Origin of the sequence: Coxiella-like endosymbiont, from assembly GCF_024730665.1 — a bacterium.
In the GTDB taxonomy this organism is placed as follows: domain Bacteria; phylum Pseudomonadota; class Gammaproteobacteria; order Coxiellales; family Coxiellaceae; genus Coxiella.
Window position 1 is genome coordinate 934,772 of sequence record NZ_CP084737.1, and the last position, 24,792, is coordinate 959,563.

The window sequence follows — 24,792 nt, forward strand, 5'->3', positions numbered from 1 at the left end:
CTAAATCAAACCTATGCAAAAATCAACCTCAATGGAACAGTTTCAACAAACTTCATATCTGGCAGATAGCAACGCCGGCTATGTCGAAGCTCTTTACGAGAATTTCCTTAAAGATCCTAATAATGTTAATGAAGAATGGCGGCATTATTTTCAATCGTTATCTAATGGCATGCTAATGGGCAACATTCCGCATTCGATTATTCGGGAGCAATTTCGAGAATTAGCTCCCCAATCACACACTGTAATGCCACTAGTCACACCTTCTCCAAAACAGATCAGTATTAGTTTACTAATTGAAGCTTACCGTCTCTTCGGTCATTTGAGCGCAAAAATAAATCCCTTAGATGATGATCGACCGATTGATTCTCGTTTAGAACTTAGCAATTACGGCTTATCAGAATCCGATTTCGATAAAATATTCTTAACCGATGGCTTAATGGATAAGCCACAAGCTACCTTAAAGGAAATTTATACATGCTTACGAGAAATTTATTGTGGTTCTATTGGTGTGCAATACAGTACGATTTTGAACGAGCGTGAACGTCATTGGTTACGAGATTATATGGAACGTCGATTGCCATTGCTTAAATTTAATAAAGAAACTAAACAAAATATTCTGCAACAACTGATCGCAGCTGAAACGCTGGAAAAATATTTGGATACTAAATACGTTGCACAAGTGCGTTATTCTTTGGAAGGCGGTGATAGTTTGATTCCGTTGCTCGATGAGCTAATCAAACGCGCACGATATCAAAAGTTGCGAGAAATCATTATTTGTATGGCGCATCGAGGACGTATCAATGTATTGTTAAATATTATGGGCCAATCAGCTGAAGAATTATTTCAGGAATTCGAAGGTAAAAAAGACTACGGTTTAATGTCTGGAGACGTAAAATATCACCAAGGTTATTCGCGAGATATAAAAACCGATTCAGGTTCTGTTCATCTGTCTTTAGCGTTTAACCCTTCTCATCTGGAATTTATTGGTCCTGTAGCAATGGGTTCTGTGCGTGCACGGCAGGAAAGACAAAATGGACAAAATCGCGATTATGCCATGCTGGTCATGATTCATGGTGATGCTTCTTTTTCTGGAGAAGGAATTGTAATGGAAGCACTTAATATGTCTCAGACACGTGCTTATTACATTGGTGGTACTATTCATATTATCTTAAATAATCAAGTAGGCTTTACAACAAGCAACCTGAACGATTCACGTTCATCAATGTATTGCTCTGACATCGCAAAAATGCTGGATTCACCTATATTTCACGTGAATGGAGATGATCCTGAAGCTGTGGTTGTTGTGACGCAATTGGCGCTTGATTATCGAATGACTTTTTATAAAGATGTATTTATCGATCTCGTTTGTTACCGTCGTCATGGTCATCAGGAAGTGGACGATCCTGTCCCCACACAACCATTGATGTATAAAGTCATCCATGAGCATCCTACCACTCGCGTGTTATATGCTGAATCGCTGATTAGTCAAAAAATCTGTACAGCCGAAGAAATCGATCAGTGGATAGAAAATTATCGCAATCGTCTCGATCAAGGACGCCAAATGCTGGAAACCTTTTCAGAAGGATTGTCTGCACATTATACCGCCAACTGGACGACTTTTGTAGGACAAGAATGGAGCACCATTGTTAGTACAATGGTCTCTTTAAAAAATTACAAACCATCGGAAAAAGTTTTTTACTTTGCCCGAGAGTATAAATCCTCACCATAAAATTGCTAAGTTGTATCAGAAACGCCTTGAAATGATCGCAGGCAAGACACCGATAGACTGGGGGTGTGCTGAGATGATGGCTTATGCAACTTTATTGAAAGAAGGTTATTCAGTGCGTCTTGTTGGGCAAGATTCTCGTCGAGGTACGTTTTTTCATCGTCACGCTACCATATTCGATCAGCAAACTGGAAAAGAATATGTACCTTTAAAATATTTAGACAATAATCAGGCAAAATTTCACAACTATGATTCGCTGTTGTGTGAAAATGGTGCTTTAGGATTTGAGTATGGTTATTCAACTTCAGCTCCCAATGCACTCATTATTTGGGAAGCGCAGTTTGGTGATTTTGCTAATGTAGCTCAAGTTATTATCGATCAATTTATTAGTTCAGGATGTCAAAAATGGAATCGTTTATCAGGATTAGTTATGTTTTTGCCGCACGGTTACGAAGGTAAAGGCCCAGAACATTCATCCGCCCGTTTAGAGCGCTATTTGCAGCTATGTGCGCAAAATAATATGCAAGTTTGTATACCTACAACACCCGCGCAGATTTTTCATCTGTTGCGACGTCAGGTACTGCGTCCTTATCGCAAGCCATTAATTGTAATGACGCCGAAAAGTATGTTACGTAATAAATTAGCTATATCGTCATTAGAGGATTTAGCGCACGGTCAATTAAAATTATTAATTTCAGAAATTGACAAACACAATGCAAAAAAATTAAACGTATTGTTTTATGCAGTGGTAAGGTGTATTACGATTTACTGATCCGACGTCGCGAGCATAAGCAAAATCACATTGCTCTAATTCGCATCGAACAACTCTATCCATTTCCTTATGATCAGTTGAAGGAAGAATTTAAAAAATATTCAAATGCAAAACAGGTTATCTGGTGTCAGGAAGAACCTAAAAATCAAGGAGCCTGGTTTTGCACGTGCCGCCGATTAGCGAAGTGCATTCGAGAGGATCAGACATTAGAATACGTAGGACGACCCGCTTCAGCAGCGCCGGCGTCAGGATATTCAGCGATGTTCTTAAAATTGCAAAAGCAAGTGATTAATCGAGCTTTAGGTCTTGAAGAGGAAATTTAAATGGCGATTGAAATTAAAGTGCCCATTCTCCCAGAATCAGTTAGTGATGCTACAGTAGCTAAATGGTATAAGAAAGAAGGTGATTCTGTAGCCCGTGATGAAAATCTTGTTGATCTGGAGACAGATAAGATCATGCTCGAAGTACTTGCCCCAAAAGATGGTATTATTGAGGACATTGAAGTTAAAGAAGGCGAAGTCGTTAAAACTAACCAGTTGTTGGCTTTATTAAAAGAAAAAGAAGCAGATTTAAGCAAAGTACACATTACAGAAAAAGAAGAAATAAAAAAAGAAAAAAAGTAAAAATTGAAAACACACTCAGTCCGACCGTTCGTCGATTAGTATCTGAAAAAGGAATTGATGCCACCGAAATTGAAGGAAGCGGAAAAGACGGACGCCTTACCAAAAAGGATGTGGAAAATTATTTAGAGATACAAAAAGAAAAACCGGTTGAAAAAAGAGTCCCTGTGGTTGGTGAAAGAACAGAGAGACGAGTTCCTCTTTCGCGAATTCGACAATGCATTGCGAAACGGCTAGTGCAAGTGCAACATGAAGCAGCGCTACTAACGACCTTTAATGAAATTAACATGAAACCAGTAATGAATTTGCGTGAAAAATACCGTAATGAGTTTGAAAGAAAATTTAATGTGCGATTAGGATTAATGTCATTTTTTACAAAAGCAGTGATTAAGGCTTTAAAACAATTTCCGATGGTAAATGCTTCTATCGATGGAAACGATATTGTTTATCACGATTATTACGACATTGGTATTGCCATTGGGACAAAACGTGGATTAGTTGTGCCTATCCTTAAAAACGCGGAAAATATGAGTATGGCGGAGATTGAGGAACAGATTCGTGAATTTGCGTCACGTGCTCAAAAAGGGCATTTAAATATTGATGAATTAACTGGTGGTACATTTAGTATAACTAATGGAGGTACCTATGGTTCATTATTATCAACACCAATTATTAATCCGCCACAAACAGCCATTTTGGGTATGCACAAAATCGTCGATCGTCCTATAGTTGAAAATGGTGAAATTGTCGTTCGGCCGATTATGATGTTGGCTTTATCTTACGATCATCGGGTGATTGACGGTCGTGAGGCCGTTTTGTTTTTGGTCGCTATTAAAGAAATGTTGGAAGATCCTGCGCGGGTGCTGTTAGGATTTTAAACATCGACTATGGGGTTGCCCGGCAAAAAAGGCCGTGCAAGATGACACCGTACTAACCCGTTTCTCCACAATCAGAAGCCTCATTCTGAATATCGAGTTTTAAAGAAACCAGAGGCCCTGAAACTACAGGATTTTCATATTTTACATATAAGGAGAGAAAAATGAACCTACATGAATATCAATCGAAGTATTTTTTAAAAAATATACTATCCCTGTGCCTACAGGAGAAGTAGTGTCTGATCTAGAAGCTGCTATTCATGCAGCCGAAAAGATTGGCGGCGACCGTTGGGTAGTTAAAGCGCAGGTACATGCCGGTGGTCGGGGAAAAGCAGGCGGTGTGCGTTTAGTAAAAGGGAAAGAAGAATTAAAAGCGGTAGTAAAAGCTTTGTTGGGTACACGATTAGTGACTGAGCAAACAGACAAACATGGACAACCTGTCAATCAAGTGCTTATTGAACAAACTTCCGATATTGCCCGCGAACTTTATTTGGGCGCTGTGATTGACCGTGCTTCTCAGCGTGTTATTTTTATGGCTTCAAACGAAGGTGGTGTTGAAATTGAGAAAGTAGCTGAGGAGTCGCCAGAAAAAATATTAAAAATTACGATAGATCCTTCTATTGGATTACAGCCTTTCCAGTGCCGTGAGTTGTTTTTTGGCTTACATTTAGATCTTGAGCAAATGCGTTCATTCACTACTATCGTAATAGGATTGTACCGATTATTTATCGAGCGGGATTTAAGTTTGTTGGAAATTAATCCGTTGGTCGTTATGAGAAGTGGTGAATTCATTTGTTTAGATGCAAAATTAAATATCGATGACAATGCACTGTATCGTCAAACTGAATTGTGCGAAATGCGTGATATTACCCAGGAAAATGAACATGAAACGTTAGCACAGCAATTAGGATTAAGCTATATCAAATTGAATGGAGATATTGGTTGCATGGTTAATGGTGCGGGCCTTGCCATGGCCACGATGGATCTCATTAAATTATTTGGTGGCAAACCGGCTAATTTTCTTGACGTAGGTGGGAGCACTACGAAAAAACGCGTAACGGAAGCTTTCAAAATCATTGTATCAGATAAAAATGTTAAAGGAATTTTGGTTAATATTTTTGGTGGAATTGTCCGATGCGACTTAATTGCAGATGGTATTATTAGTGCTGTGATAGAAGTAGGTATTAATGTACCTGTGGTGGTTCGTCTCGAAGGTAATAATGCACAATTAGGTGCGAAAAAACTCACAGATAGCGGTATGAATATTATTGCTGCAAAAGGTTTTGCTGATGCAGCAAAACAAATCGTGAATCAAGTAAGGTGATGCGTAATGAGTGTATTGATTAATAAAGAAACGAAAGTCATTTGTCAAGGTTTTACAGGTAAACAGGGAACTTTTCATTCAGAACAAGCAATAAAATACGGTACAAAAATAGTCTGCGGAGTTACGCCTGGCCGAGGCAATCAATTGAATTTAGATTTGCCAATATTTAATAGCGTCCATGAAGCAGTGGAAAAAACAGGCGCTGATGCTACCGTGATTTTTGTGCCTGCGCCTTTTTGTAAAGATTCTATTCTTGAAGCAACCGATGCCGGAGTGCAGTTAATTGTTTGTATTACAGAAGGTGTGCCCGTACTCGATATGTTGGAAGTCAAAGCTTATCTCCAGCAACATCCCGGCATTCGTCTCATCGGTCCGAATTGTCCAGGTATTATTACGCCAGATGAATGCAAAATCGGTATTATGCCTGGTTATATTCATCAACGTGGCAAAGTGGGTATTGTTTCGCGTTCAGGGACACTAACTTATGAAGCTGTGGATCAAACTACTCAATTAGGCTTTGGTCAAAGTACTTGTATAGGTATCGGTGGTGATCCAATTTCAGGAATGAGTTTTATTGATGTTTTAGAGCTTTTTGAAAAGGATTTGCAAACAGAGGCGATCGTTATGGTAGGTGAAATTGGTGGAACGGCAGAAGAAGAAGCAGCTGAATTTATCAAATCTAATGTGACAAAACCTGTTATTTCTTATATCGCTGGTGTAACAGCTCCGTTGGGTAAGCGTATGGGACATGCAGGGGCGATTATCGCTGGTGGAAAAGGAGCCGCCGCGGATAAATATGCTGCTTTGGAAGCTGCTGGTGTATTTACCGTAAAATCTCCTGCTGAAATTGGCAATGGAGTTGCAGAAGCTGTAGGCTGGTCAATTTCTTAAAATCATTTGAAATGAAATCGCTACGATCTATTCTGATTTAGAATCGCCTACATGAAATTTTTTATTTTCTTTTTTTCGATTTAGCATTATTGACACTAATACTGTTATTGGTGCGGTTTTTTGTGTAAATTTTGTAATCTGGCACTATTTATTTAATCCAGGATGCAATTTTCTCAATTAACTGCCCCATTTACTATATTAAAATCTATGCCCTGTTTTTAGAAACTCTCAATAATTTCGAGTAATGTATAAACAGTATGAAAATCTGTTGTTATTTCCATAGCGCATAAAATATGTGATAACCAGGATTTGTTTTCTAAATTTATAGATTTTTGAATGAGTGAGGGGTAATCATAAACGAATTTGGACTCGACTTCATAAGATAAACGTTCCCTATTGAGACGGGTGAAAAATGAATGTAGTCTAAAATGGCTTGCAATGAGATGGTTACGCACCTTGATAGAGACGGTAGATATGAATTTTTCAGAAAAGCGACGTGGTTGATAGTATTTTAAACTTCGATTGCCAACTAGAAAAAGGATATCAGAAACTTTTTATCTGTTAATTCGCTACACCGGGGTGCCGCATTTATTTCCTGAGCAGCGTTATACATATTAGTCATGTGTTGATTTCCTTAATTTCTTCTCCTTTTCTTAAAGTAAAAACCTCATAGCCACTGTCAGTCACTGCCAGCGTATGTTCCCATTGAGCAGACAAACGACGATCTTTCGTAACGACAGTCCAACGATCATTAAGCAATTTTACATACCGTTTCCCAGCGTTAATCATTGGTTCGATCGTAAATGTCATACCCGGCTCCAGAACAATTCCTGTTCCGGGTTTTCCATAATGAAGAACTTGCAGTTCTGGTTCGTGAAAAACGCTGCCGATACCATGTCCGCAATATTCACGAACGACAGAATAATGATTTTTTTCTGCATGCATCTGAATAGCAGAACCCACGGTTCCTATCTGTATCCCAGGCTTAATCATTGAAATCCCGATATAAAGACATTCCTGCGTGATACGAATTAAGCGTTCTGCATGCGAGGGAATTTTACCAACGGCAAACATCTTGCTGGTATCACCATGATAACCATCTTTGAGTACAGTTACGTCGATGTTGATAATGTCACCTTCCTTTAATTTTTTTTCATTTGGAATACCATGACAGACTACCTGATTGACGGAGACACAAATGGACTTGGGAAATCCTTGATAATTGAGTGGTGCAGGAATTGCCTGTTGTATTTCAGTGATATAATTGTGACAAATTGTGTTCAGCTTGTCAGTTGTGATGCCGGGCTTAATATAAGGTTCGATCATTTCAAGCACTTCAGCTGCTAATCGCCCCGCTATACGCATTTTTTCCAGTTCGTCTGACGTTTTGATCGATATTTTCATGGGGGAAGTATAGCCTTGTTCCTATTCTTCGTCTATGGTATAAACTTTGCAGCGAAATACACACATCTATCAGCACATAATTTCGGGTGTCTGCTTAACAGGTCAGGTTATGGGGTAGGTGTAGGTAATATAAACCCGGAGACATTGATGACTACGATAACCATGCGTCAAATGTTGCAAGCTGGGGTTCATTTTGGGCATCAGACCCAAAACTGGAACCCCAAAATGGAGCCTTATATTTATGGATCTCGTCAAAAGATTCACATTATTAACCTTGAAGAAACCCTACCGCTTCTTCGTAATGCGCTGGCATTCATAAAAAATATTGCTTTAAACCGAGGAAAAGTGCTGTTTGTAGGAACCAAGTTTGCAGCGCGTGAGATTGTAAAAGAAGAAGCCACTCGTTGTGCCATGCCTTATGTAGATCACCGTTGGCTTGGTGGCATGTTGACTAATTATAAAACCATTCGCCAATCGATTAAGCGTTTAAAAGAACTTGAAGAGCTTGTAGCGAATGAAGACAATCTAATCGGTATAACGAAGAAAGAAATCTTGAATTTAATACGTGAGAAAGAAAAACTTTCAGCTAATTTATCGGGTATTAAAAACATGGGTGGCTTACCAGATGTATTGTTTGTTGTTGATGTTGGCTATGAGAAAATTGCTATTAAAGAAGCTAACCGCTTAGGAATTCCCGTCGTTGCAATCGTCGATACAAATGCTAATCCCGATAATATCGATTATGTAATTCCAGGTAATGATGATGCCATTCGCGCTATTCGCTTTTATTGTAAAGCAGTAGCAGATGCTATTATCGATGCACGAAGCGCTTTGGGATTGAAGAAAGAGGAAGAATCGCAAGAAAAGGAAAAAGAAAAAGCTAAAGTGAAGACGACTATTAAGAAAATTGTCACTAAAAAAGCCAAAGCTGCGGAAGGACCAACCACTGAAAATGAATTGGAAAAAGCACCGACGAAACCAAAAAAATCAACTGTCGAAGCTTTAGAAAAAAGATATAAAACTGGCAGTAAAGAAAGCCATAACCGAAGAAGGTAAAAATCAAGCGGAGACAGAAAGCTAAATAGGTATGTTGGGATGTATCTCATCCTCTCCACCATCACGCGACTTGACTTAAAAGAGTCCAGAAAAATCGCACTTAGTCATAATCTGGGTTTCCAGTCAAGTCGCGTGATGGTGGAGAGGATGAGATAATCTTAAGTAATTCTACGAGGTACAATTAATGACAACAATTACAGCAGCCATGGTAAAAGAATTACGCGACCGTACAAATGCTGCAATTATGGCTTGTAAAAAATCCCTGCAAGAAGCTGATGGTGATTTAAAGAAAGCGATTGATATTTTGCGTAAAGCTGGTGAAGCAAAAGCAGCTAAATGGGCAGATAAAACAGCTGCAGAAGGTGTTATTGTCATCTCTATTAGTCCTGATCAAAAGAAAGCCTTCATGGCAGAAATCAATAGTGAAACCGATTTCGTTGCGCGCGATATCAGCTTTATTCGGTTTGCTGAAAGTGTGGCAAAACTTGGATTAGAGAAAAGTATAAAAGATGTGGTTTCACTATCAGCATTACCAGTGTACTCTCATGCTTCGTTAACCATCGAAGATGCGAGAAAAGAACTCGTCAATAAAATCGGTGAAAATATTCAAATTCGCCGCGTTGCTTTTTTGTCTTCAGAAAATGGTATGGTGGGACATTATTGCCATGGCAATCGTATTGGTGTTCTAGTTACAATTAATGCTAACAAATCTGCTTTGGCAAAAAACATTGCTATGCATATTGCAGCTTTCCAGCCACAAGCAATCAGTGCCGATCAGGTACCTACAAAATTTTTAGAGAAAGAGAAAAATAATTTGTTAGCACAAGCTAAAGAAAGTGGAAAACCTATGAACATTATTGAGAAAATAGTGGCTGGACGACTCAATAAACTATTGAAGGAAGTTAGTTTGGAAGGGCAGTCATTTTTAAAAGATTCTGAGATTTCCGTTGGCGATTTATTGAAGTCGGAAAAAGTAAAGGTATTTGAATTTATTCGATTTGAGGTTGGCGAAGGAATTGAAAAAGAAATGCAAGATTTTGCTAGTGAAATGATGGCGCAAGCGCAAGGAAATCATTAATGACCAATGGGCCGCCGCCTCAACCACTTTATCAGCGTATTCTCTTAAAGATGAGTGGTGAGGCCCTTATGTGGAAAGGCCCTCACTCAATTGACCCTTATGTTTTGGATCGTATAGCTAAAGAAGTTACCCAAGTATATCAATTAGGTGTTCAAATCGCGATCGTGATTGGAGGTGGCAATTTCTTTCGCGGGGCAGCGCTACAAAAAGCGGGCATTAATCGGATGACAGGTGATTTCATGGGTATGTTAGCAACGTTAATGAACGCATTGGCTTTACGCGATGCTTTCGAGCGTTCCAGCTTGCCGGTTCGTATTTTATCAGCGATTCCGATGATAGGAGTCGCTGATGCTTTTCATCGTAGAAAGGCGATTCACCATTTGAAACAGGGACGAGTCGTTATCTTTGCGGCAGGGACAGGGAATCCCTTAGTCACTACTGATTCCGCGGCTAGTTTGCGAGGCATTGAAATAGGTGCTGATATAGTGTTAAAAGCTACTAACGTTGATGGCGTCTATTCTGAGGATCCTGCAAAAAATCCCACAGCAAAATTATATAAACATTTAACCTATCAAGAAGCCTTAGAAAAAGAATTGTCTGTCATGGACTTAGCAGCCTTCTGTCAATGTCGGGATCATAATATGCCATTGCGTGTTTTTAACATCAAAAAAGTAGGAACCTTACTTCGCGTTATCCTAGATAAAGAGGAAGGCACATTAGTTGATTGTGGATGATGATTTTAGACACGTAGTCTTAACAAGCACTTATATGAGAGGAGGAGAAGAGTATGATTAACAGTGTTATCGATGATGCAAGATTACGTATGGGAAAAAGCGTGGTGACGTTAAAAATGGAAGTATCAAAATTGCGAGTAGATCGCGCACATCCAAGTTTGCTTGAACACATCAAGGTGAATCATTACAACATCGATGTATCACTCTATCAAGTTGCAACTATTGCTGTTGAAAATCCTCATATGCTAACAGTAACCCCGTGGGAAAAAAACATAGTGGGGTCGATTGAGAAAGCCATTCGGAAAGCTGATTTAGGATTAAATCCAATGATCGTTGGTGCAGTGATCCGTATCCCGCTTCCGCCGATTACAGAAGAGCGGCGGAAGGAACTCAGTCGAATAGTCCGTGATGAAGCAGAAAAAGCTCGTGTAGCGATACGAAATATTAGGCGAGAAGCAAATAATAACTTAAAAGTATTGCTGAAAGAAAAGAAAATCAGCGAAGATGAAGAACGTCATGCACAAAATAGTATTCAAAAGTTGACGAACATACAAATTTTGGAAGTAGACAAAATAGCGTCTCAAAAAAATCAGATTTAATGGCGATATGATGGGTAAAAATGCAACTTATTTGCCTCAACATGTGGCGATTGTAATGGACGGTAATGGCCGCTGGGCTAAGAGTCGTGGACTACCACGTGTCGCTGGCCATCGGGCAGGTGCTAAAATAGTTCGCTATGTGGTAGAGTATGCGGCAAAAAGAGGTGTGGATATCTTAACCCTTTTTGCTTTCGGCCTTGAAAATCTAGCGCGTCCGCAATCAGAAGTAAATTTTTTAATGTCTTTATTTTTGGATGCATTAGAGAGTAATACGGAAGAGCTTTATAAAAATAATGTACAATTACGCATCATTGGTGATCATCGGGATTTTGATGAAAAATTGATATCGCAGATTTATTCTTCTCAGGAACTCACGAGAAATAATTCAGGTTTAAAACTTATTATTGCTCTTAACTATAGCGGTCGTTGGGATATTGTAGAAGCTGCACGTCGAATAGGAAAAAAATAGAAAGCCAGGAAATTAACCCTGACTCTGTAACGACTGACTTATTTCATCGACAATTATCTCTAAGCGATCTGCCTGATCCTGATTTATTAATTCGTACTAGTGGTGAACAACGGTTGAGTAATTTCATGTTGTGGCAGTTCGCTTACACAGAAATTTTTTTAGCCCAACCCATTGGCCCGATTTTAATCGTGCAATATTTGACGAAGCTCTAGCGTTTTATAGGACCCGCCAGCGCCGTTTTGGTTTGACACCGGAACAGGTTAAAAAACAACATGCTTAAACATCGGTTTCTGACCACGTTGGTATTAATTCCTATTGTTCTGTTAGCCGTTGGATTTTTACCGATGCCGTGGTTTTCGGTCTTGGTAGGTGTAGTGATCGCCTGGGCAGCATGGGAATGGGCTGCATTGTCAGGTATAATAAGTCATTATGGTCGTGGGCTATATGTTCTTTTAATCGCTGCAGCACTTTGGGCTGCTTATTATTTGTCGGTTTTTTGGATATTAATAGCTTCGTTGGTAGTTTGGATATGGATTGCGGTCGCTATTTTCTGCTATACGTTTGGGTTTGCTCCATTGGGTTTTCAATATTCAATAATTAAAATCATATCGGGATTTTTTACATTGATACCTTGTTGGTTAGCAATTACTGCTTTGCGTGAAGATATTGGCGGTCCTAGGTGGCTATTATTTGGTTTTGTGGTGGTTTGGGCGGTGGATACTGGAGCTTATATTGCTGGCCAGTGGTGGGGGAAACATACCTTAATTACCCGTGTTAGTCCTAAAAAGACCTGGGAGGGATTGTGGGGCGGCATTATTTCTGCATTACTCATGGCCGCTGTGATAGGTTTTATATTTCGGCTTCCTTTTGATCGCATCTTCCTTTTCTGTCTGTTAACCCTAATTACTGTAGTTTTTGCTATTGTTGGTGATCTTTTTGAAAGTATGCTCAAACGTCAAGCTGGTGTTAAAGATTCTGGACAATTGTTACCTGGTCATGGTGGCATTCTCGATCGCATTGACAGCGTTGTTGCAGCACTGCCAGTTTTTGTTCTATGCTCTTTACTGATGACTTACTATTACCCATCGGTAAACACTACCTAGTTTATTGAGGTTACCTCCATGAAAGCGGAAAACTAGAAAATAGTACACTGTTAGTTTTCTCTTGGATCCTATCCTTTTCTAGAGATAGGCAGGCTTTAATTGAACCACTTTTTGGTAATAGCAATTCTGCCGAGTGATTATTGCAGACAGAGTTTCATAAATTTATCTTCACTCTCATTATTCATAAAACACTTTCTAGGTTTTTTAAAGCAATCTTCAAAGCAAGATCTAGCCAAGGTGTAAAAATTTCTGGATGTCGTTTAAGTTCTCTTTCTAAGTCAGCAATATTAATCCAACGAATAGTATTAATTTCTTTTTTATTAAAATAAATAGTTGTATCCGTTGCAAATCCTACTAGGATATGATCATATTCATTTTCAATTAAATGGCCAACTTGTGCCGTATATCGAAATTTCCCTACTTCTTTTAAAGGAATTTTTAGTCCCATTTCCTCATATAATCGTCTTTCACCAGCAGCAACAATTTCTTCCCCTGGCCGAGGGTGACTGCAACAAGTATTACTCCATAAATCACCGCTATGATATTTCTTCGGATGGCGTTTCTGTAATAACAGATGCCGCTCATCATTCTTTTGTAAAAAAATAAAAATAGAAAAAGCACGATGTAATTTACCTTCACGATGGGCTTTTATTTTATCTTCAGTTCCAATAATACGATTATTTTCGTCGATTAATATTACTTGCTGTTTATTCTGTTCATTTATCATGACTATTCTCAAAGGGGTAAATAATTTCAACATAGGGAAAATGTTGTTTTACTTTCTCTGCTTCTGGTTTTAAAAATAATAGCTTAATATTTGGTCCCGCATCCTGTGTAAAATAAAGAACTAAACCGTTTTCTCGAAGTTCCCATACCTTTTTTACCCATGCAATCGTTTCAGGTGAAGAATATAAAAGCGGTGGCCATGCGGCAAGCATGGTGGCGTGCATGGCTAAAGCGTTCGATTCAGCCGTTTGTCCCAGCAAATTAAAATCTTTTTCTACGATTGCTTTTTTCAAAAGCGAGAGATCATAATTGGATTTTTCAGACCACGCTGAATAAAGAGCAGACGTAGTGACTGTGCGTTTCATCCCTTCTCGTGAGCTGACAGCCTTTTGTTGCTTCGTGATAATACAAAGTCCAATGCTAAGTTCAGGCCAGATTGCTTTAATAGGTTTCGCATAGCTATCCATTCCATCAGGATTGTTACCGCGTAGCCATTCCACAAATCCATCAAAAATTGAACGACAAGCGCTCCCACTGCCTAAACGAGCCAAAATAGAGAGGGATTTTCCATCCAATTGCCAGCCAAAAAAATCATCGAAAGCTTTTATGATAGCCGCATAAGCAGAAGCAGAAGAAGCAAGACCAGCAGCGAGTGGAATATTAAAATCTAATTCTAATCGATAAGCTTTAGGGACAAGAAAATGAAATTCATCCAAAAAAGACAGCAGACGTTTAGCAGGTGCAACTTCCGAATCTAGTGATTGATGATTAACGATTAATTCATGTTGCTGGTTTGAGGATAGTGAAATTTTTGCCAAAGCTCCTTTATTATTCAACGAAACGGACAAACTTGAGGTGATAGGCAAGTTAAGCTCTATGTTCCGTTTACCCCAATATTTACATAAAGCAATATTTGAGGGTGCAAACGCGCGTCCGAAAGACTGAACGGGAGTTTTCGATCGGTGGGCAAGCAATTTCAGAAAAATTTCTTCACATCCCATTAATATTGATATTTACGCCCCTTGGCGTGATAGTCAGTGGAATTTGTTTTACGCCGAGATTTCTCTCGTTATTATTTTGCGGAAATGCATTCGATGAGAGAATTCCTACACCAATTACACAATCACCTAAACCAGAGCCGGATATTTTAGCACCAAAAATAGAAGGTTTTGCAAGCAATTGATTAATCAGTGTATCCAAAATTTTATTACTTACTTCTAAAGTGATCATTAATTTTTGGCCTTCGTTTAATAAACGTCCCAATTCTTGCCAATCACCAGTATTGATGATACTAATCGCGTTTAATGCTAATTTGTCCATTTTTTCATTTATATTTCGATAAAAAATGGGTTGCTGTTGACGTCGTTTATTCACAATATCAATAGCCTGCCCTGTCTTTAGTTTTGTACCGGAATAGACAACCACTATAGGTGGTCTTCTTTTAAGGGATAAAATGTGCAACGGGTGATTGCGAAAAGCAATCACCCCACCATAAATACTGGCCGCACAATCAGCACCTGATCCTTGATTTTGCACAGCTTTGATAACGCTCATTGCTTCTTGCCATAAATTTTTTTTGTCAGTGGTATTTTCAGCCAAGCACTCATTCCAGCTAACAGTGCTATCGTGACAGCGGCAGAGCTTCCTAGGCCAATGGCGCTTGGTAAATCCGATTCAATCATCACGTCGCAACCAGTCGGTAGCTTTTTTGAAGCTAAAGCCGTTAAGACAAATTCGAAAGGGGGCAAGGATTGTAACTGACGGCGGTCGGCTGTCAGTTCTCCTAACGAGGAATAAATATGGATGGTGTTGTCGTTACGGGGTGTTAGAGATACTAAAATAAATTTATCAATAGCTGCTACAATAGCTGTTTTTCCATGAAGCACAGCATATTCACCAAGCAACATTAAACTTCCCGGCGCTTTTGCTCTATACAACATGAGTGCCCTGATTGTCGGTTTGAACGGGAATCAGCGAGTAACCGTATCGTTGAGGCAAATCAACCAGGGGCTTATCAGCTGCTACTAATACTGCTCCCCCATTGTCACCGCGTATGCTACCTGCACCGCAGATTTTTGCGGCGCCGCCAAGTTTCTCTACATCCACAATAAAATTATTTATTTTATCAGGGACAACACCAATAGTTCTTAATAGATGGTGATTTTGACGGATACAGTTTTTTATTTCTTCTCGGTCTTCATTTTGTAAAGCTTGATCAAACGCATTCGTAACAGCAGAAAAATCGTTGCCGATGGAACTTTTTTTAAAAAAGAAGAAACCTGTGAAACACATTCACCGCTGCTACTTTTTGGTTGACCCGTTTGTACTAATTGTATAGGCAAATCTGGAAGAGTTCGCTTTTCGAAGTCGCCTTTTTCGTAGCGCAAGCAACCACCGTGATAAACGGTATGCACGTCGAGACCGCTCGAATAACCATGTTGTAAATTTTCCGACTCGATGCCTAGCGTTAAATAATCCTCTAAATTTAAATCAATGTTAAGAAATTGGGTAAGGGCGTAAATCAAACTAACAACACTCGCAGCCGAAGATCCCATGCCGCATCCCATAGGGATGTTAGAATTCGTGACAATATCGATCCCCGTTGGTAATTCGCTTTTTAAGCGATCAAGAACGTTAATAAAAGTAAAAAGTGATAATTCAAACGGTTTTTTTAATACCTTGCGAATACTTAGACGGCCAGCACGGTATTTGTGGTATTGATTTTTGAGTTTTTTTTGTAATTTTTGAAGTGTTTGCAAGGTAATTTGTCGACGAAAATCAATCCCCATAAAATGAAAAGAAAAGTGCAAGGGAAAGGTCCATCGTACGATGACTTCCATATAACAATTGATAGCAACCGCCAATGCTGGGTACCCATAAAGTACTGCATGTTCACCGGAAAGAATTAATTTGGCGGGTGTTCTTATTTTTAAAAAGTCTTTTTTCATTTTTTATCCAACCGTCGTCAGTCGGTAGGTAGAGCAATGATGTTATATTAAGATACTTATCAAATTGTGAGATGATGCGGGATTTAGATCTGGCGTGGTTTTTGTGCGTTCAAATTTTTCATGCGCGCGCATCAATTCTCCGCGGTTTGTCTGGGCGGCCAATAATGATAATTCGCCACACCATACTGTCGCAGCAACAATAATTGCTAGTCTTCGTGCATTTTGACCGATTTCAGGATTATCCAGACAACCTAATAATTGCAGGTGTTGTTTCACGAAATCATAGTGCTTTCCATTGCCGACAGTGCCGACGATGATATTGGGCAGGGTGACAGAAAAATAAAGATCGCCATTGTTGCAAAGCTCTGCGTGAGTAAATCCTTGAGAGCCCTCGACGATATTGGCAACATCTTGCCCTGTCGCAAGATAAATCGCATACAGTAAATTAGCGAAGTGAGCATTCGCGGTACGTAAACTCCCAGAAATAATCGATCCTATGAGATTTTTTTGATATGAAGATTAACAATCGCTTCAGGAGTCGTTTTTAATCGTTCTTGGCAAATTTCGCAAGGAATCATCATATCGGCAATGACATATTTCCCACGGCCGAGTATCCCGTTAATAGCGGAATTTTTTTATCGACGCAAATATTTCCAGAGATAGAAACATATTTCAATTGAGAATACTTATTGAGCATCCAGTTGACAACAGCGTCAGCTGCTTTGGTGAGCATATTATGCCCAGAAGCATCGCCGGTAGTTGCTTCAAGTCTCAGAAATAGTAGATTACCGACTACTTGCATGTGCCAGCCTATATTTCGGCAAAAGCGGCTGGTGTTTGAGATAGCTTCAGCAACAGCTTCGTTGCCATTGAAATCATCTAAAACTGTTTTTATCGCAGCTGCATCTGATCCTTCGAGAAGAATGGAGCGAGTCATTCGATCGTCAAGAATTAGACAATGAAGTCCCTGGCAACATCGAGTCACACTCGCGCCACGACTGGTCGATGGCCACATAGGAGTTTCAAATGTTGCTAGTGGGACTTCGACTTCAGTGTTTACTTCGGGACCTATAATCTTAATCGGTCCGATAGTTTTTACGGGTATAGGTATGGTTCGCATGTCACGCATGATACACAAACAGGAAAAACAATACTACTCACAGATTCATAGTGTGTCCGTTAGTCTAATCTCGCTATTCTCCCAAAACTAGCATAGGTGGCGGTGAGTGTGTACGGCGTGTTAATTATTAACGATATGAATTTCGTTGCAGAGGAGAGTTTTTCGATAATGATCGACATAATATCTGGAGGAAGATGGATAGGAAGGATAGATAGTAGGTTTAGCATTGGAGTTTGGTTTAAAAAGTGTTTAAAGTTGTTTGAAATTCAGTAGCGCTGCCAGAATCCACCAGTCTGATTAGAGTTTATAATAAGTCTCTCTCTACTGTGGGGTCCCAGACCGCATCTACTGCAATCAGCCCTGTGCACATCAATTATTTTGAATCAGGCCTCTAAATCTTTCCTATATGGCTCGACTGCTTTCATATCTATCTTCGGGTGATTTAGCTAACAAAGTTTGGACTATATTAGTTTAAAAACGAATGGGCTTTGGGATTAAGTTTGATTAAATCAATGCATTTTTATAATGCGTCTGCATCAATTTCAAAGGGATTATATTAATAAGGCTATACAACTATAAATTCCTCATTAAGATTCATTCTTCTCTAGCAGAATGTCTTTTGCCCCGAGTGGTTTTTCCTGATAGAGAAGAAACAAGTTAATTATAGTGTCGAATTCGATGGAGCAAAATCCGAAACCGGATATACGAATGCTTCGAAATAGGCAGATTATGGATTATAAAGTATGGATAATCATAAATCGAGGGGTTATAATGCCTTCTGTTTTTTTATCTCGGTGCGAAAGGATTTGCAGGTCTAAGGCTAGGGAATATGGCGGAATAATCGAAAAAAAGTGTAGTCCTGATACTATGATATTTCGTAAACGTTTTTTCTTTATAATCGCATTACTTACTTTTTGTATTCCCTTTGGCATAGCAGCCGATGACTTCGTGATTCGCTTCATTCAGATTCGAGGCTTGCAAGGAATGTCGCCAGAGACGGTTCTCAGTTATCTTCCCATCCATAAAGGCCAAGAATATACATCAAAAAAAGGACGACACATCCTTCAAGAGTTGTATGGGACGGGATTTTTTGATGATGTTCGATTAAGTCGTCGAGGAGATGCTTTGATTATTGTGTTGAAAGAACGTCCTCTAATAAGTTTGATTCGCATTAGTGGAAACAAAACTATTGAATCTAGAAAATTAAGTCTCATTTTGAATACACTCAATATTGCGGAAGGGCAGCCTTTAAATCCTAATGCCCTAAATAGAATTGAACAGGGATTGCAGCAACAATATAATGCGATGGGTTATCATGCGGCTAATGTTTCTACAAAAGTGGTTGAAAAAGGTCAAAACCGTGTGGGGCTTTACATTAATGTGGATGAAGGTAGTATTGCCATAGTTCGTTCAATCCAGTTTATAGGTAACTGCGCTTTCAGTAGCAGCACTTTGCATCACCAATTTCAATTAACAACGCCTGGATTATTTACCTGGATTTCTCATGCGGATCGTTACTCTCAACTTAAACTGGAAGATGATTTACAGAATTTAACTAATTTTTATTTAAATAGTGGTTACTTGCGTTTTCGCATTGTTTCTCAGCAAGTGAAATGGTCAGTGGATAAAAGAAGCGTTCATATTATCATTCATGTTGATGAAGGACCTATTTACCGGATCGGTGGTTGTTTTATTAGTGGAGACACTTTCGGTTTTAAAGAGCAACTTTATAAATTAATCGCTTTAAAATCGGGGAATATATTTTCTCGTCAGAGGATTATTGATACTAAAGTAGCTATTGGTAATTTTCTTGCGAATCGTGGATATGCTTTTGCGAAAGTGACTATTATCCCAACTATTGATGACCAACAAAATATAGTTCATTTAAATTTTAATGTGATTCCTGGTTGGCGTGTTTATGTACGGCGCATTAATTTCTTTGGAAATCAGCATACTGACCAAGAAGTATTGCGACGAGAAATGCGTCAATATGAAGGTAGCATTTATTCATTATCAAATATTGAAGAATCAAGGCGTCGATTGGAATTATTAGCTTATTTATCAGACGTTAAATATACTGCGCAACCGATACCAGGCTTATCCAATCAAGTAGATTTAAATTATCAGGTAAAAGAAGTCAATGCTGGTCGTGCCAGTGTCCAGGGTGGATATTCGAATGTTTATGGGTTTTTATATGGGGCGAGTATTGCTGAGGCTAATTTTATGGGAACAGGTCAATATGTTTCTATTGGTTTACAAAATAACCAATATCAACAATATTATTCCATTTCTTACAATAATCCCTACTACACAACTTATGGTTTGCAGCGCGGTTTTTCTGTCTATTATTCACGTGTCAAACCAAATAGTAAGTTTAATCTAGCTTCTTATTTAGAAGACGGTTATGGGACAGATATGACTTATGCTTACTCTATTTCGGAATGTAATACTATTGGTTTTGGTTATGGATTTGAGCATATTTCCATTAGCCAGGTAGATACCGCTATTGCGGCGCCAAGTGTATTATCGTTTCTGGGAACAACTAACGGTGTCCAAAATACCAATGGCGATTACAATCAGATTAAATTAACTGGCGGATGGACTTACAACGGTCTTGATCACGCTATTTTCCCAACAAAAGGACTTTACGCAGGAGCTGGCTTGGAAGTAGGTATTCCTATTTTTAAATCTGGTTTGAGTTATTATTTGGCGACATATGTGGTGAAATATTACCAGCCCATTAGTAGTTACGATGGGTTTATTCTAAATTTATTAACCACTTTAGGTTATGGAGATGGGTTTGGACACGACCGCTTGCCATTCTTTAAAAACTTTTATGCGGGTGGTATTGGATCAGTTCCCGCTTTTGCTATAAGTTCATTGGGCCCTAAAAATCGCTATAATAGTTTTGGCGCTTTGGGGGTAACCTGGAAACTGTTTTTGGTGCCCACTTAATTTTTCCTAAATTTATTAGTGAAAAGGTGCGTACTGCATTAATATTTGATGTTGGTAATGTATTTCAAGTGCCTCGTTTTCCGGGAGATATTGCTCTTCCTGCTCGCGGTGGTTCTTCAGATCCAGAAGCCAACTCACGGCCTCAAATCATTCAAGATGATACCTTTTCTTTGAAAAACCTTCGTCCATCAATAGGTCTTGCAGTTGAATGGTATACACCGCTGGCACCGATTGATTTCACATTGGCATTCCCATTGAACCGTCAATCTGGCGATAACTTGCAGGCATTTCAATTTTCTTTTGGCGTGAGTTTATGATAGTTTTCATGATTGTGAGCTTAACTTCGGGAGATAGGCTACGGGGAAGATAGAATGCTTAGAAAGCCAGGAAAGTAAAAATAGAGGATTTAGATTCTCTTGGTTTCATTCAAGACCTTGAACTATAATATGTATTAATTTTTTAAGGAGAAGCTTATGATAAAACGCTTACGGGCTGTTGCTAGCTTAGCAGTAGTAATCAGTTGGAGTGTTTCTGCCATCGCCCAAAGCGTTGGGCTCGTTGATATACGACAAATATTTCAGACCTCACCACAGATTAAACAAATGAACGCCCATTTGGAAAAAAATTTTCACCACAAAGGGAGAAAGTTGTTGGATTAGGGAAATCCTTACAAGATAATATTAATAAGTTGCAACGCGACGAATCCGTAATGAGTAAAAAAGAAGTTGTAGCTTTACGTAGTAATATTGAAAAACAACAAAATCAATTGCGTAAAGCCCAAAGACAATTTCAGCAGTGTCTATTTATCGCCCAAAATGAAGCAATGGCTGACTTTATGAGAAAGATTGCTGGTGCTATAGAGCACGTTGCTAAAGAAGAAAATCTCGATCTCGTCTTACTTAAAGACACCGTACTTTATACCAAATATGGTAAAGATATTACCTCTGATGTTTTGTTTTCTGCTTTGAAATAAATTAGTGTTGTGACGAGTGTTAAATCCGCTTATACATTGAATGAATTAGCAGCTGCTATCGGTGCTGCGGTGCAAGGTGATGGTGGCTGTAAAATTCACAATATTGCCTCTATCGCCCATGCAAAAATGGGCGAAATCAGTTTTTTGGCAGATCGCAAATACCAGAAATATTTAACGCGAACTAAAGCGTCTGCTATTTTACTTGACAAAAAGTTAGTAACCAGTTGTCCAGTTAATGCACTGGTAATGCAAAATCCGAGATTAGGTTTTATAAAATTACTAGCTCTTTTTCGTCCGCAGTCTTTACCATCTGCGGGCATTCATCCCACTGCAATCATTGGTAAAAATTGTCAAATTCACCATACTGTTTCTATTGGTCCTTATACAGTTATTGGAATGAATGTCACTATAGGTGTACGAACCATAATCGGTGCAGGAACGAGCATTGGAGGTAATAGTCAGGTAGGAGGAGACTGTTGTTTATATAGCCGAGTCACTTTGTATCATGAAACGATTTTAGGTGATCGTAATATTATCCACAGCGGTGCAGTGATTGGGGCAGATGGTTTTGGTTTAATGCAGGATGGAGAACGCCACCAATGGATAGGCGTTCCTCAGGTGGGACGAGTAGTTATAGGAGATGATGTAGAAATCGGGGCTAATACAACTATTGATCGAGGTGCATTGGATGATACGGTTATTGGCAACGGCGTTAAGATAGATAATTTAGTGATGATTGGTCATAATGTTCATATTGGTGATCATACGGCCATTGCTGGCTGTGCGGGTATTGCGGGTAGTACGACTGTTGGGCGGCACTGTATGATTGGCGCTTCAGCCGGCCTTAGCGGCCATATTACAGTTTGTGATGATGTAGTTATTACTGGTATGGGTATGATTCAAAAGTCTATCACAAAACCAGGTATTTATTCTTCAGGAACAGGCATGCAAACTAACCGGGAATGGCATAAAAGCGTAGTTCGATTTCGGCAATTGGATGCATTGGCAAAACGTTTAAAACGATTAGAGAGACTTTCGCGATGACTGTAGCAGACATCAATGAGATTAGAAAGTATATCCCTCACCGATATCCTTTTTTATTAGTTGACCGAGTGATAGCAATGGAAAAGTATAAATCGTTAGTGGCTATTAAAAATGTCACTGTTAATGAGCCTTTTTTTCAGGACATTTTCCCGTCCGGCCGGTAATGCCTGGTGTATTAATTGTTGAAGCGTTAGCTCAGGCTGCAGGTCTTTTAATCGTTAAATCTATCGATTTGCTTAAATATCATGAAGACATTTATTTCTTTGCAGGGATAGACAAGGCCCGATTTAAGCGCGTAGTGGAGCCAGGCGATCAATTACAATTGGAGATAAAAATACTGAAGACTGGTCGTTTATGGAAATTTACCGGTAAAGCAACGGTTGAAGGGCAACTAGCCTGTAGAGCTGAATTTATGACCATTAGAGGGTCAGAGGGGCAAAAGAGTGATCGATGAGCGAGCCATTATTCATTCGACTGCGAAAATAGGTAAATACGTAACCATCGGACCCTGGACCCTAATTGGGAAAAATGCCACTATTGGAGATGGCACCGAAATCAGTGCTCATGCAGTGATTGGTAGAAACACAACGCTAGGAGAAAAAATAAAATTTATTCTCATGCTTCTGTCGGTTCTGATCCACAACACCTCGCTTATAAAGCTGAAGAGACATGGCTGGAAATAGGCAGTAATAACGTCATTCGAGAGTTTGTCACGATTAATCGTGGCACAAAAGAAGGTTATCAGTTAACTCGTATTGGTAATAGTAATTATTTAATGGCTTATTCACATATTGCCCATGATTGCAAAGTAGGAAGTCATGTGGTATTCGCCAATACGGCTTCTATTGCGGGGCACGTCGAAGTAGGGGATCATGCTAATTTAGGTGCTTTTTCCGGTGTTCATCAATTTTGTCGGATTGGTGCCTATTGTTTTTTAGGTCGCGCTACCAAAATTTATCAGGATATTTTACCGTACATGCTTGTAACCGGTAATCCGGGTGTACCGACTGGATTGAATACGGTAGGTCTACGTCGTCATGGCTTTAATGGTGAGATAATGCGCTCGTTAAAGCACGCCTTCCGGTTGATTTATCGGGACAACCGAGCGTTAAACGAAGTTTGCATAGAGCTTAAAAAATTGGCTGATAGTGTGCCGGAAGTTAATAATTTACTTACTATGATTAATACTTCAACGCGAGGCTTTGCGCGCCATAATAGTGAACTAAACCGGGACTCAAATTGATGAGCTGAATCACAATGAGGCTCAAAAAATTTATTGGCTCGTTTGTTAGAAATATTGATGATTCGGAATATTACTCTACCGATAATATCAACGAGACAGTTCCTACCTTACCCTAAAGCACCACCAATTATCGCACCATGTTAAACAGGATCATCGGATAAATAATTTTCGAGAAAATGGATGTGGCGCTTACCTATTCCGGCTTTAAAGAACAAGCTCAAATGTGGTTATCTTTGGCCCAAATAAAACCCAAAAAGCTAAGAGCATAATACAAGTGATAAACCAGACCATTTTTAATAATTTGGATCAATGGAAGACAGAAAAATTGAGAGTGGGTTGCATGAATTAGTAATAAAAAACCTGAAATCAATAAAAATACATAGGAAAAAGAATAATCAGGTCGTTACGCGCGCAATAATCATTGTCACTGATTTCACGTTTCTGTCCTCTCGCGGGGGGGATAGATAGCTTGAGGATTTGTAACGCTTAAGCAGCAATATTCGATATACCTAAAATTATAAAAAAGAATATCCCTAAATATTAAGAAATTATGAAAGGGCAACTGAAATTCATTTTATTCCGCTATATTCATATTCTCAGGTCTGCTCCAGATGACAGAAAGGCGCGAGGAGGAGGGGTTGAATATGGGCTTAATGGCAATGTATTCCTATCAAACTACGGTATAACAGTCTGCGGAAATAACGGGAGGCAATAAAAATTTTCATGCATTTCACGAGGTTCTAAAAAATTCCTTAAAATTTAAAAGCTAATCTGATAGATCACTCTGTGCAATTTTTCTTTAGAATAGGCGACGTATCCAACTAAAGCTCCTATCGTCATTTTCGATTTCACTTTTTCGGTTTTTTCCAGAATTATAAACCCCGTTTCAATCGCACCGCCATCCCTTTTATAACCTCGGGATGATGCAAATAAATAACGTTCAGTCATTCCTCACTAATTTTAAAATTATTTGTTATTTAATGAGGCATAATTCTGTATGATTAGTCTGGTCACAACGCGCGACACAATGGATTTGTCTATTAAACAACTATTCTATAATTGTTAATTTTCTGTACCGATCAAAGCACCGTGAGTTCTTATTTTCTTACTGTTTATCGTCATTATCTAAATC

14 protein-coding genes and 10 pseudogenes are annotated in these 24,792 nt (G+C 39.1%); 16 read left to right on the top strand and 8 right to left on the bottom strand.

The annotated features are described in order from the left end of the window. Window positions 1-13: 13 nt before the first annotated feature. The 4 genes and pseudogenes from LG660_RS04025 (at window position 14) to sucD (ending at window position 6,208) form a co-directional block, all read left to right on the top strand. Window positions 14-2,821 (top strand): annotated as a pseudogene (locus tag LG660_RS04025) (2-oxoglutarate dehydrogenase E1 component). Beyond that, window positions 2,822-3,996 (top strand): annotated as a pseudogene (odhB, locus tag LG660_RS04030) (2-oxoglutarate dehydrogenase complex dihydrolipoyllysine-residue succinyltransferase). A 161-nt stretch (window positions 3,997-4,157) separates the two neighbouring features. Then, window positions 4,158-5,317, top strand: a pseudogene (gene sucC / locus LG660_RS04035) (ADP-forming succinate--CoA ligase subunit beta). Window positions 5,318-5,323: 6 nt separating this feature from the next. After that, on the top strand, window positions 5,324-6,208 hold the full coding sequence (gene sucD / locus LG660_RS04040) for a succinate--CoA ligase subunit alpha (protein WP_258267376.1): 885 nt from the start codon (window positions 5,324-5,326) through the stop codon (window positions 6,206-6,208). A 618-nt stretch (window positions 6,209-6,826) separates the two neighbouring features. Here sucD and map read toward each other — a convergent pair. After that, entirely contained in the window at window positions 6,827-7,612 is a 786-nt protein-coding gene (map, locus tag LG660_RS04045; RefSeq protein ID WP_258267377.1) for a type I methionyl aminopeptidase, read from the bottom strand. 147 nt (window positions 7,613-7,759) lie between these two features. On the opposite strand from map, the gene rpsB reads away from it, so the two are divergent. The 6 genes and pseudogenes from rpsB (at window position 7,760) to LG660_RS04075 (ending at window position 12,651) form a co-directional block, all read left to right on the top strand. Beyond that, entirely contained in the window at window positions 7,760-8,668 is a 909-nt protein-coding gene (gene rpsB, locus LG660_RS04050; RefSeq protein ID WP_444861382.1) for a 30S ribosomal protein S2, read from the top strand. A gap of 184 nt (window positions 8,669-8,852) precedes the next feature. Then, entirely contained in the window at window positions 8,853-9,746 is an 894-nt protein-coding gene (tsf, locus tag LG660_RS04055; RefSeq protein ID WP_258267378.1) for a translation elongation factor Ts, read from the top strand. After that, the gene (gene pyrH / locus LG660_RS04060; RefSeq protein ID WP_258267379.1) at window positions 9,746-10,480 is read left to right on the top strand and encodes a UMP kinase; all 735 of its coding nucleotides are present in this window, start codon (window positions 9,746-9,748) and stop codon (window positions 10,478-10,480) included. Before tsf ends, pyrH begins: the two co-directional genes overlap by 1 nt. 53 nt (window positions 10,481-10,533) lie before the next feature. Next, window positions 10,534-11,090 (top strand): annotated as a pseudogene (gene frr, locus LG660_RS04065) (ribosome recycling factor). Further along, window positions 11,090-11,828: pseudogene (gene uppS, locus LG660_RS04070) on the top strand (polyprenyl diphosphate synthase). Before frr ends, uppS begins: the two co-directional pseudogenes overlap by 1 nt. Beyond that, the gene (locus tag LG660_RS04075; protein ID WP_258267380.1) at window positions 11,821-12,651 is read left to right on the top strand and encodes a phosphatidate cytidylyltransferase; all 831 of its coding nucleotides are present in this window, start codon (window positions 11,821-11,823) and stop codon (window positions 12,649-12,651) included. The pseudogene uppS and the gene LG660_RS04075 overlap by 8 nt, the downstream one beginning before the upstream one ends. Before the next feature lie 181 nt (window positions 12,652-12,832). On the opposite strand, the gene idi is transcribed toward LG660_RS04075, so the two are convergent. The 6 genes and pseudogenes from idi to LG660_RS04105 form a co-directional block, all read right to left on the bottom strand. Beyond that, a complete protein-coding gene (gene idi / locus LG660_RS04080) occupies window positions 12,833-13,378 on the bottom strand; it encodes an isopentenyl-diphosphate Delta-isomerase (protein ID WP_258267381.1) in 546 nt (181 codons plus the stop codon). Further along, on the bottom strand, window positions 13,368-14,378 hold the full coding sequence (mvaD, locus tag LG660_RS04085; RefSeq protein ID WP_258267382.1) for a diphosphomevalonate decarboxylase: 1,011 nt from the start codon (window positions 14,376-14,378) through the stop codon (window positions 13,368-13,370). Before mvaD ends, idi begins: the two co-directional genes overlap by 11 nt. Next, on the bottom strand, window positions 14,368-14,976 hold the full coding sequence (locus tag LG660_RS04090) for a mevalonate kinase family protein (protein ID WP_258267383.1): 609 nt from the start codon (window positions 14,974-14,976) through the stop codon (window positions 14,368-14,370). Before LG660_RS04090 ends, mvaD begins: the two co-directional genes overlap by 11 nt. Further along, window positions 14,928-15,317 (bottom strand): mevalonate kinase family protein, encoded by a 390-nt coding sequence (locus LG660_RS04095; RefSeq protein WP_258267384.1) that lies wholly within the window; start codon window positions 15,315-15,317, stop codon window positions 14,928-14,930. Before LG660_RS04095 ends, LG660_RS04090 begins: the two co-directional genes overlap by 49 nt. Continuing rightward, a pseudogene (gene mvk, locus LG660_RS04100) lies at window positions 15,307-16,325 on the bottom strand (mevalonate kinase). Before mvk ends, LG660_RS04095 begins: the two are co-directional and overlap by 11 nt. 42 nt (window positions 16,326-16,367) lie before the next feature. After that, window positions 16,368-17,476, bottom strand: a pseudogene (locus LG660_RS04105) (hydroxymethylglutaryl-coenzyme A reductase family protein). Between the two features lie 836 nt (window positions 17,477-18,312). On the opposite strand from LG660_RS04105, the pseudogene bamA reads away from it, so the two are divergent. The 6 genes and pseudogenes from bamA to lpxA all read left to right on the top strand — a co-directional run bounded on the left by bamA (window position 18,313) and on the right by lpxA (window position 23,660). After that, window positions 18,313-20,717: pseudogene (bamA, locus tag LG660_RS04110) on the top strand (outer membrane protein assembly factor BamA). A 156-nt stretch (window positions 20,718-20,873) separates the two neighbouring features. Next, window positions 20,874-21,059, top strand: coding sequence for an OmpH/Skp family outer membrane protein (locus LG660_RS04120; RefSeq protein ID WP_258267386.1), 186 nt, complete (start codon window positions 20,874-20,876; stop codon window positions 21,057-21,059). Window positions 21,060-21,079: 20 nt separating this feature from the next. Beyond that, complete coding sequence (locus LG660_RS04125) at window positions 21,080-21,373, top strand: OmpH/Skp family outer membrane protein (RefSeq protein WP_258267749.1); 294 nt, start codon at window positions 21,080-21,082, stop codon at window positions 21,371-21,373. A gap of 9 nt (window positions 21,374-21,382) precedes the next feature. Continuing rightward, window positions 21,383-22,417: a UDP-3-O-(3-hydroxymyristoyl)glucosamine N-acyltransferase gene (gene lpxD / locus LG660_RS04130; protein WP_258267387.1), complete on the top strand. Its 1,035-nt coding sequence runs from the start codon at window positions 21,383-21,385 to the stop codon at window positions 22,415-22,417. Next, window positions 22,414-22,871 (top strand): annotated as a pseudogene (fabZ, locus tag LG660_RS04135) (3-hydroxyacyl-ACP dehydratase FabZ). Before lpxD ends, fabZ begins: the two are co-directional and overlap by 4 nt. Continuing rightward, a pseudogene (gene lpxA / locus LG660_RS04140) lies at window positions 22,861-23,660 on the top strand (acyl-ACP--UDP-N-acetylglucosamine O-acyltransferase). Before fabZ ends, lpxA begins: the two co-directional pseudogenes overlap by 11 nt. 759 nt (window positions 23,661-24,419) lie before the next feature. Here the strand turns inward: lpxA and LG660_RS04145 are convergent. After that, complete coding sequence (locus LG660_RS04145) at window positions 24,420-24,608, bottom strand: hypothetical protein (RefSeq protein WP_258267388.1); 189 nt, start codon at window positions 24,606-24,608, stop codon at window positions 24,420-24,422. Window positions 24,609-24,792 lie beyond the last annotated feature (184 nt).

What these genes read in the sequence shown, in the direction of transcription:
- sucD (WP_258267376.1), top strand. Translation starts at nt 5,324, where the DNA reads ATGAGTGTATTGATTAATAAAGAAACGAAAGTCATTTGTCAAGGTTTT.
- LG660_RS04145 (WP_258267388.1), bottom strand. Translation starts at nt 24,608, where the DNA reads ATGACTGAACGTTATTTATTTGCATCATCCCGAGGTTATAAAAGGGAT.
- LG660_RS04095 (WP_258267384.1), bottom strand. Translation starts at nt 15,317, where the DNA reads ATGTTGTATAGAGCAAAAGCGCCGGGAAGTTTAATGTTGCTTGGTGAA.
- rpsB (WP_444861382.1), top strand. Translation starts at nt 7,760, where the DNA reads ATGACTACGATAACCATGCGTCAAATGTTGCAAGCTGGGGTTCATTTT.
- mvaD (WP_258267382.1), bottom strand. Translation starts at nt 14,378, where the DNA reads ATGGGATGTGAAGAAATTTTTCTGAAATTGCTTGCCCACCGATCGAAA.
- LG660_RS04120 (WP_258267386.1), top strand. Translation starts at nt 20,874, where the DNA reads ATGATAAAACGCTTACGGGCTGTTGCTAGCTTAGCAGTAGTAATCAGT.
- pyrH (WP_258267379.1), top strand. Translation starts at nt 9,746, where the DNA reads ATGACCAATGGGCCGCCGCCTCAACCACTTTATCAGCGTATTCTCTTA.
- LG660_RS04075 (WP_258267380.1), top strand. Translation starts at nt 11,821, where the DNA reads ATGCTTAAACATCGGTTTCTGACCACGTTGGTATTAATTCCTATTGTT.
- tsf (WP_258267378.1), top strand. Translation starts at nt 8,853, where the DNA reads ATGACAACAATTACAGCAGCCATGGTAAAAGAATTACGCGACCGTACA.
- idi (WP_258267381.1), bottom strand. Translation starts at nt 13,378, where the DNA reads ATGATAAATGAACAGAATAAACAGCAAGTAATATTAATCGACGAAAAT.
- map (WP_258267377.1), bottom strand. Translation starts at nt 7,612, where the DNA reads ATGAAAATATCGATCAAAACGTCAGACGAACTGGAAAAAATGCGTATA.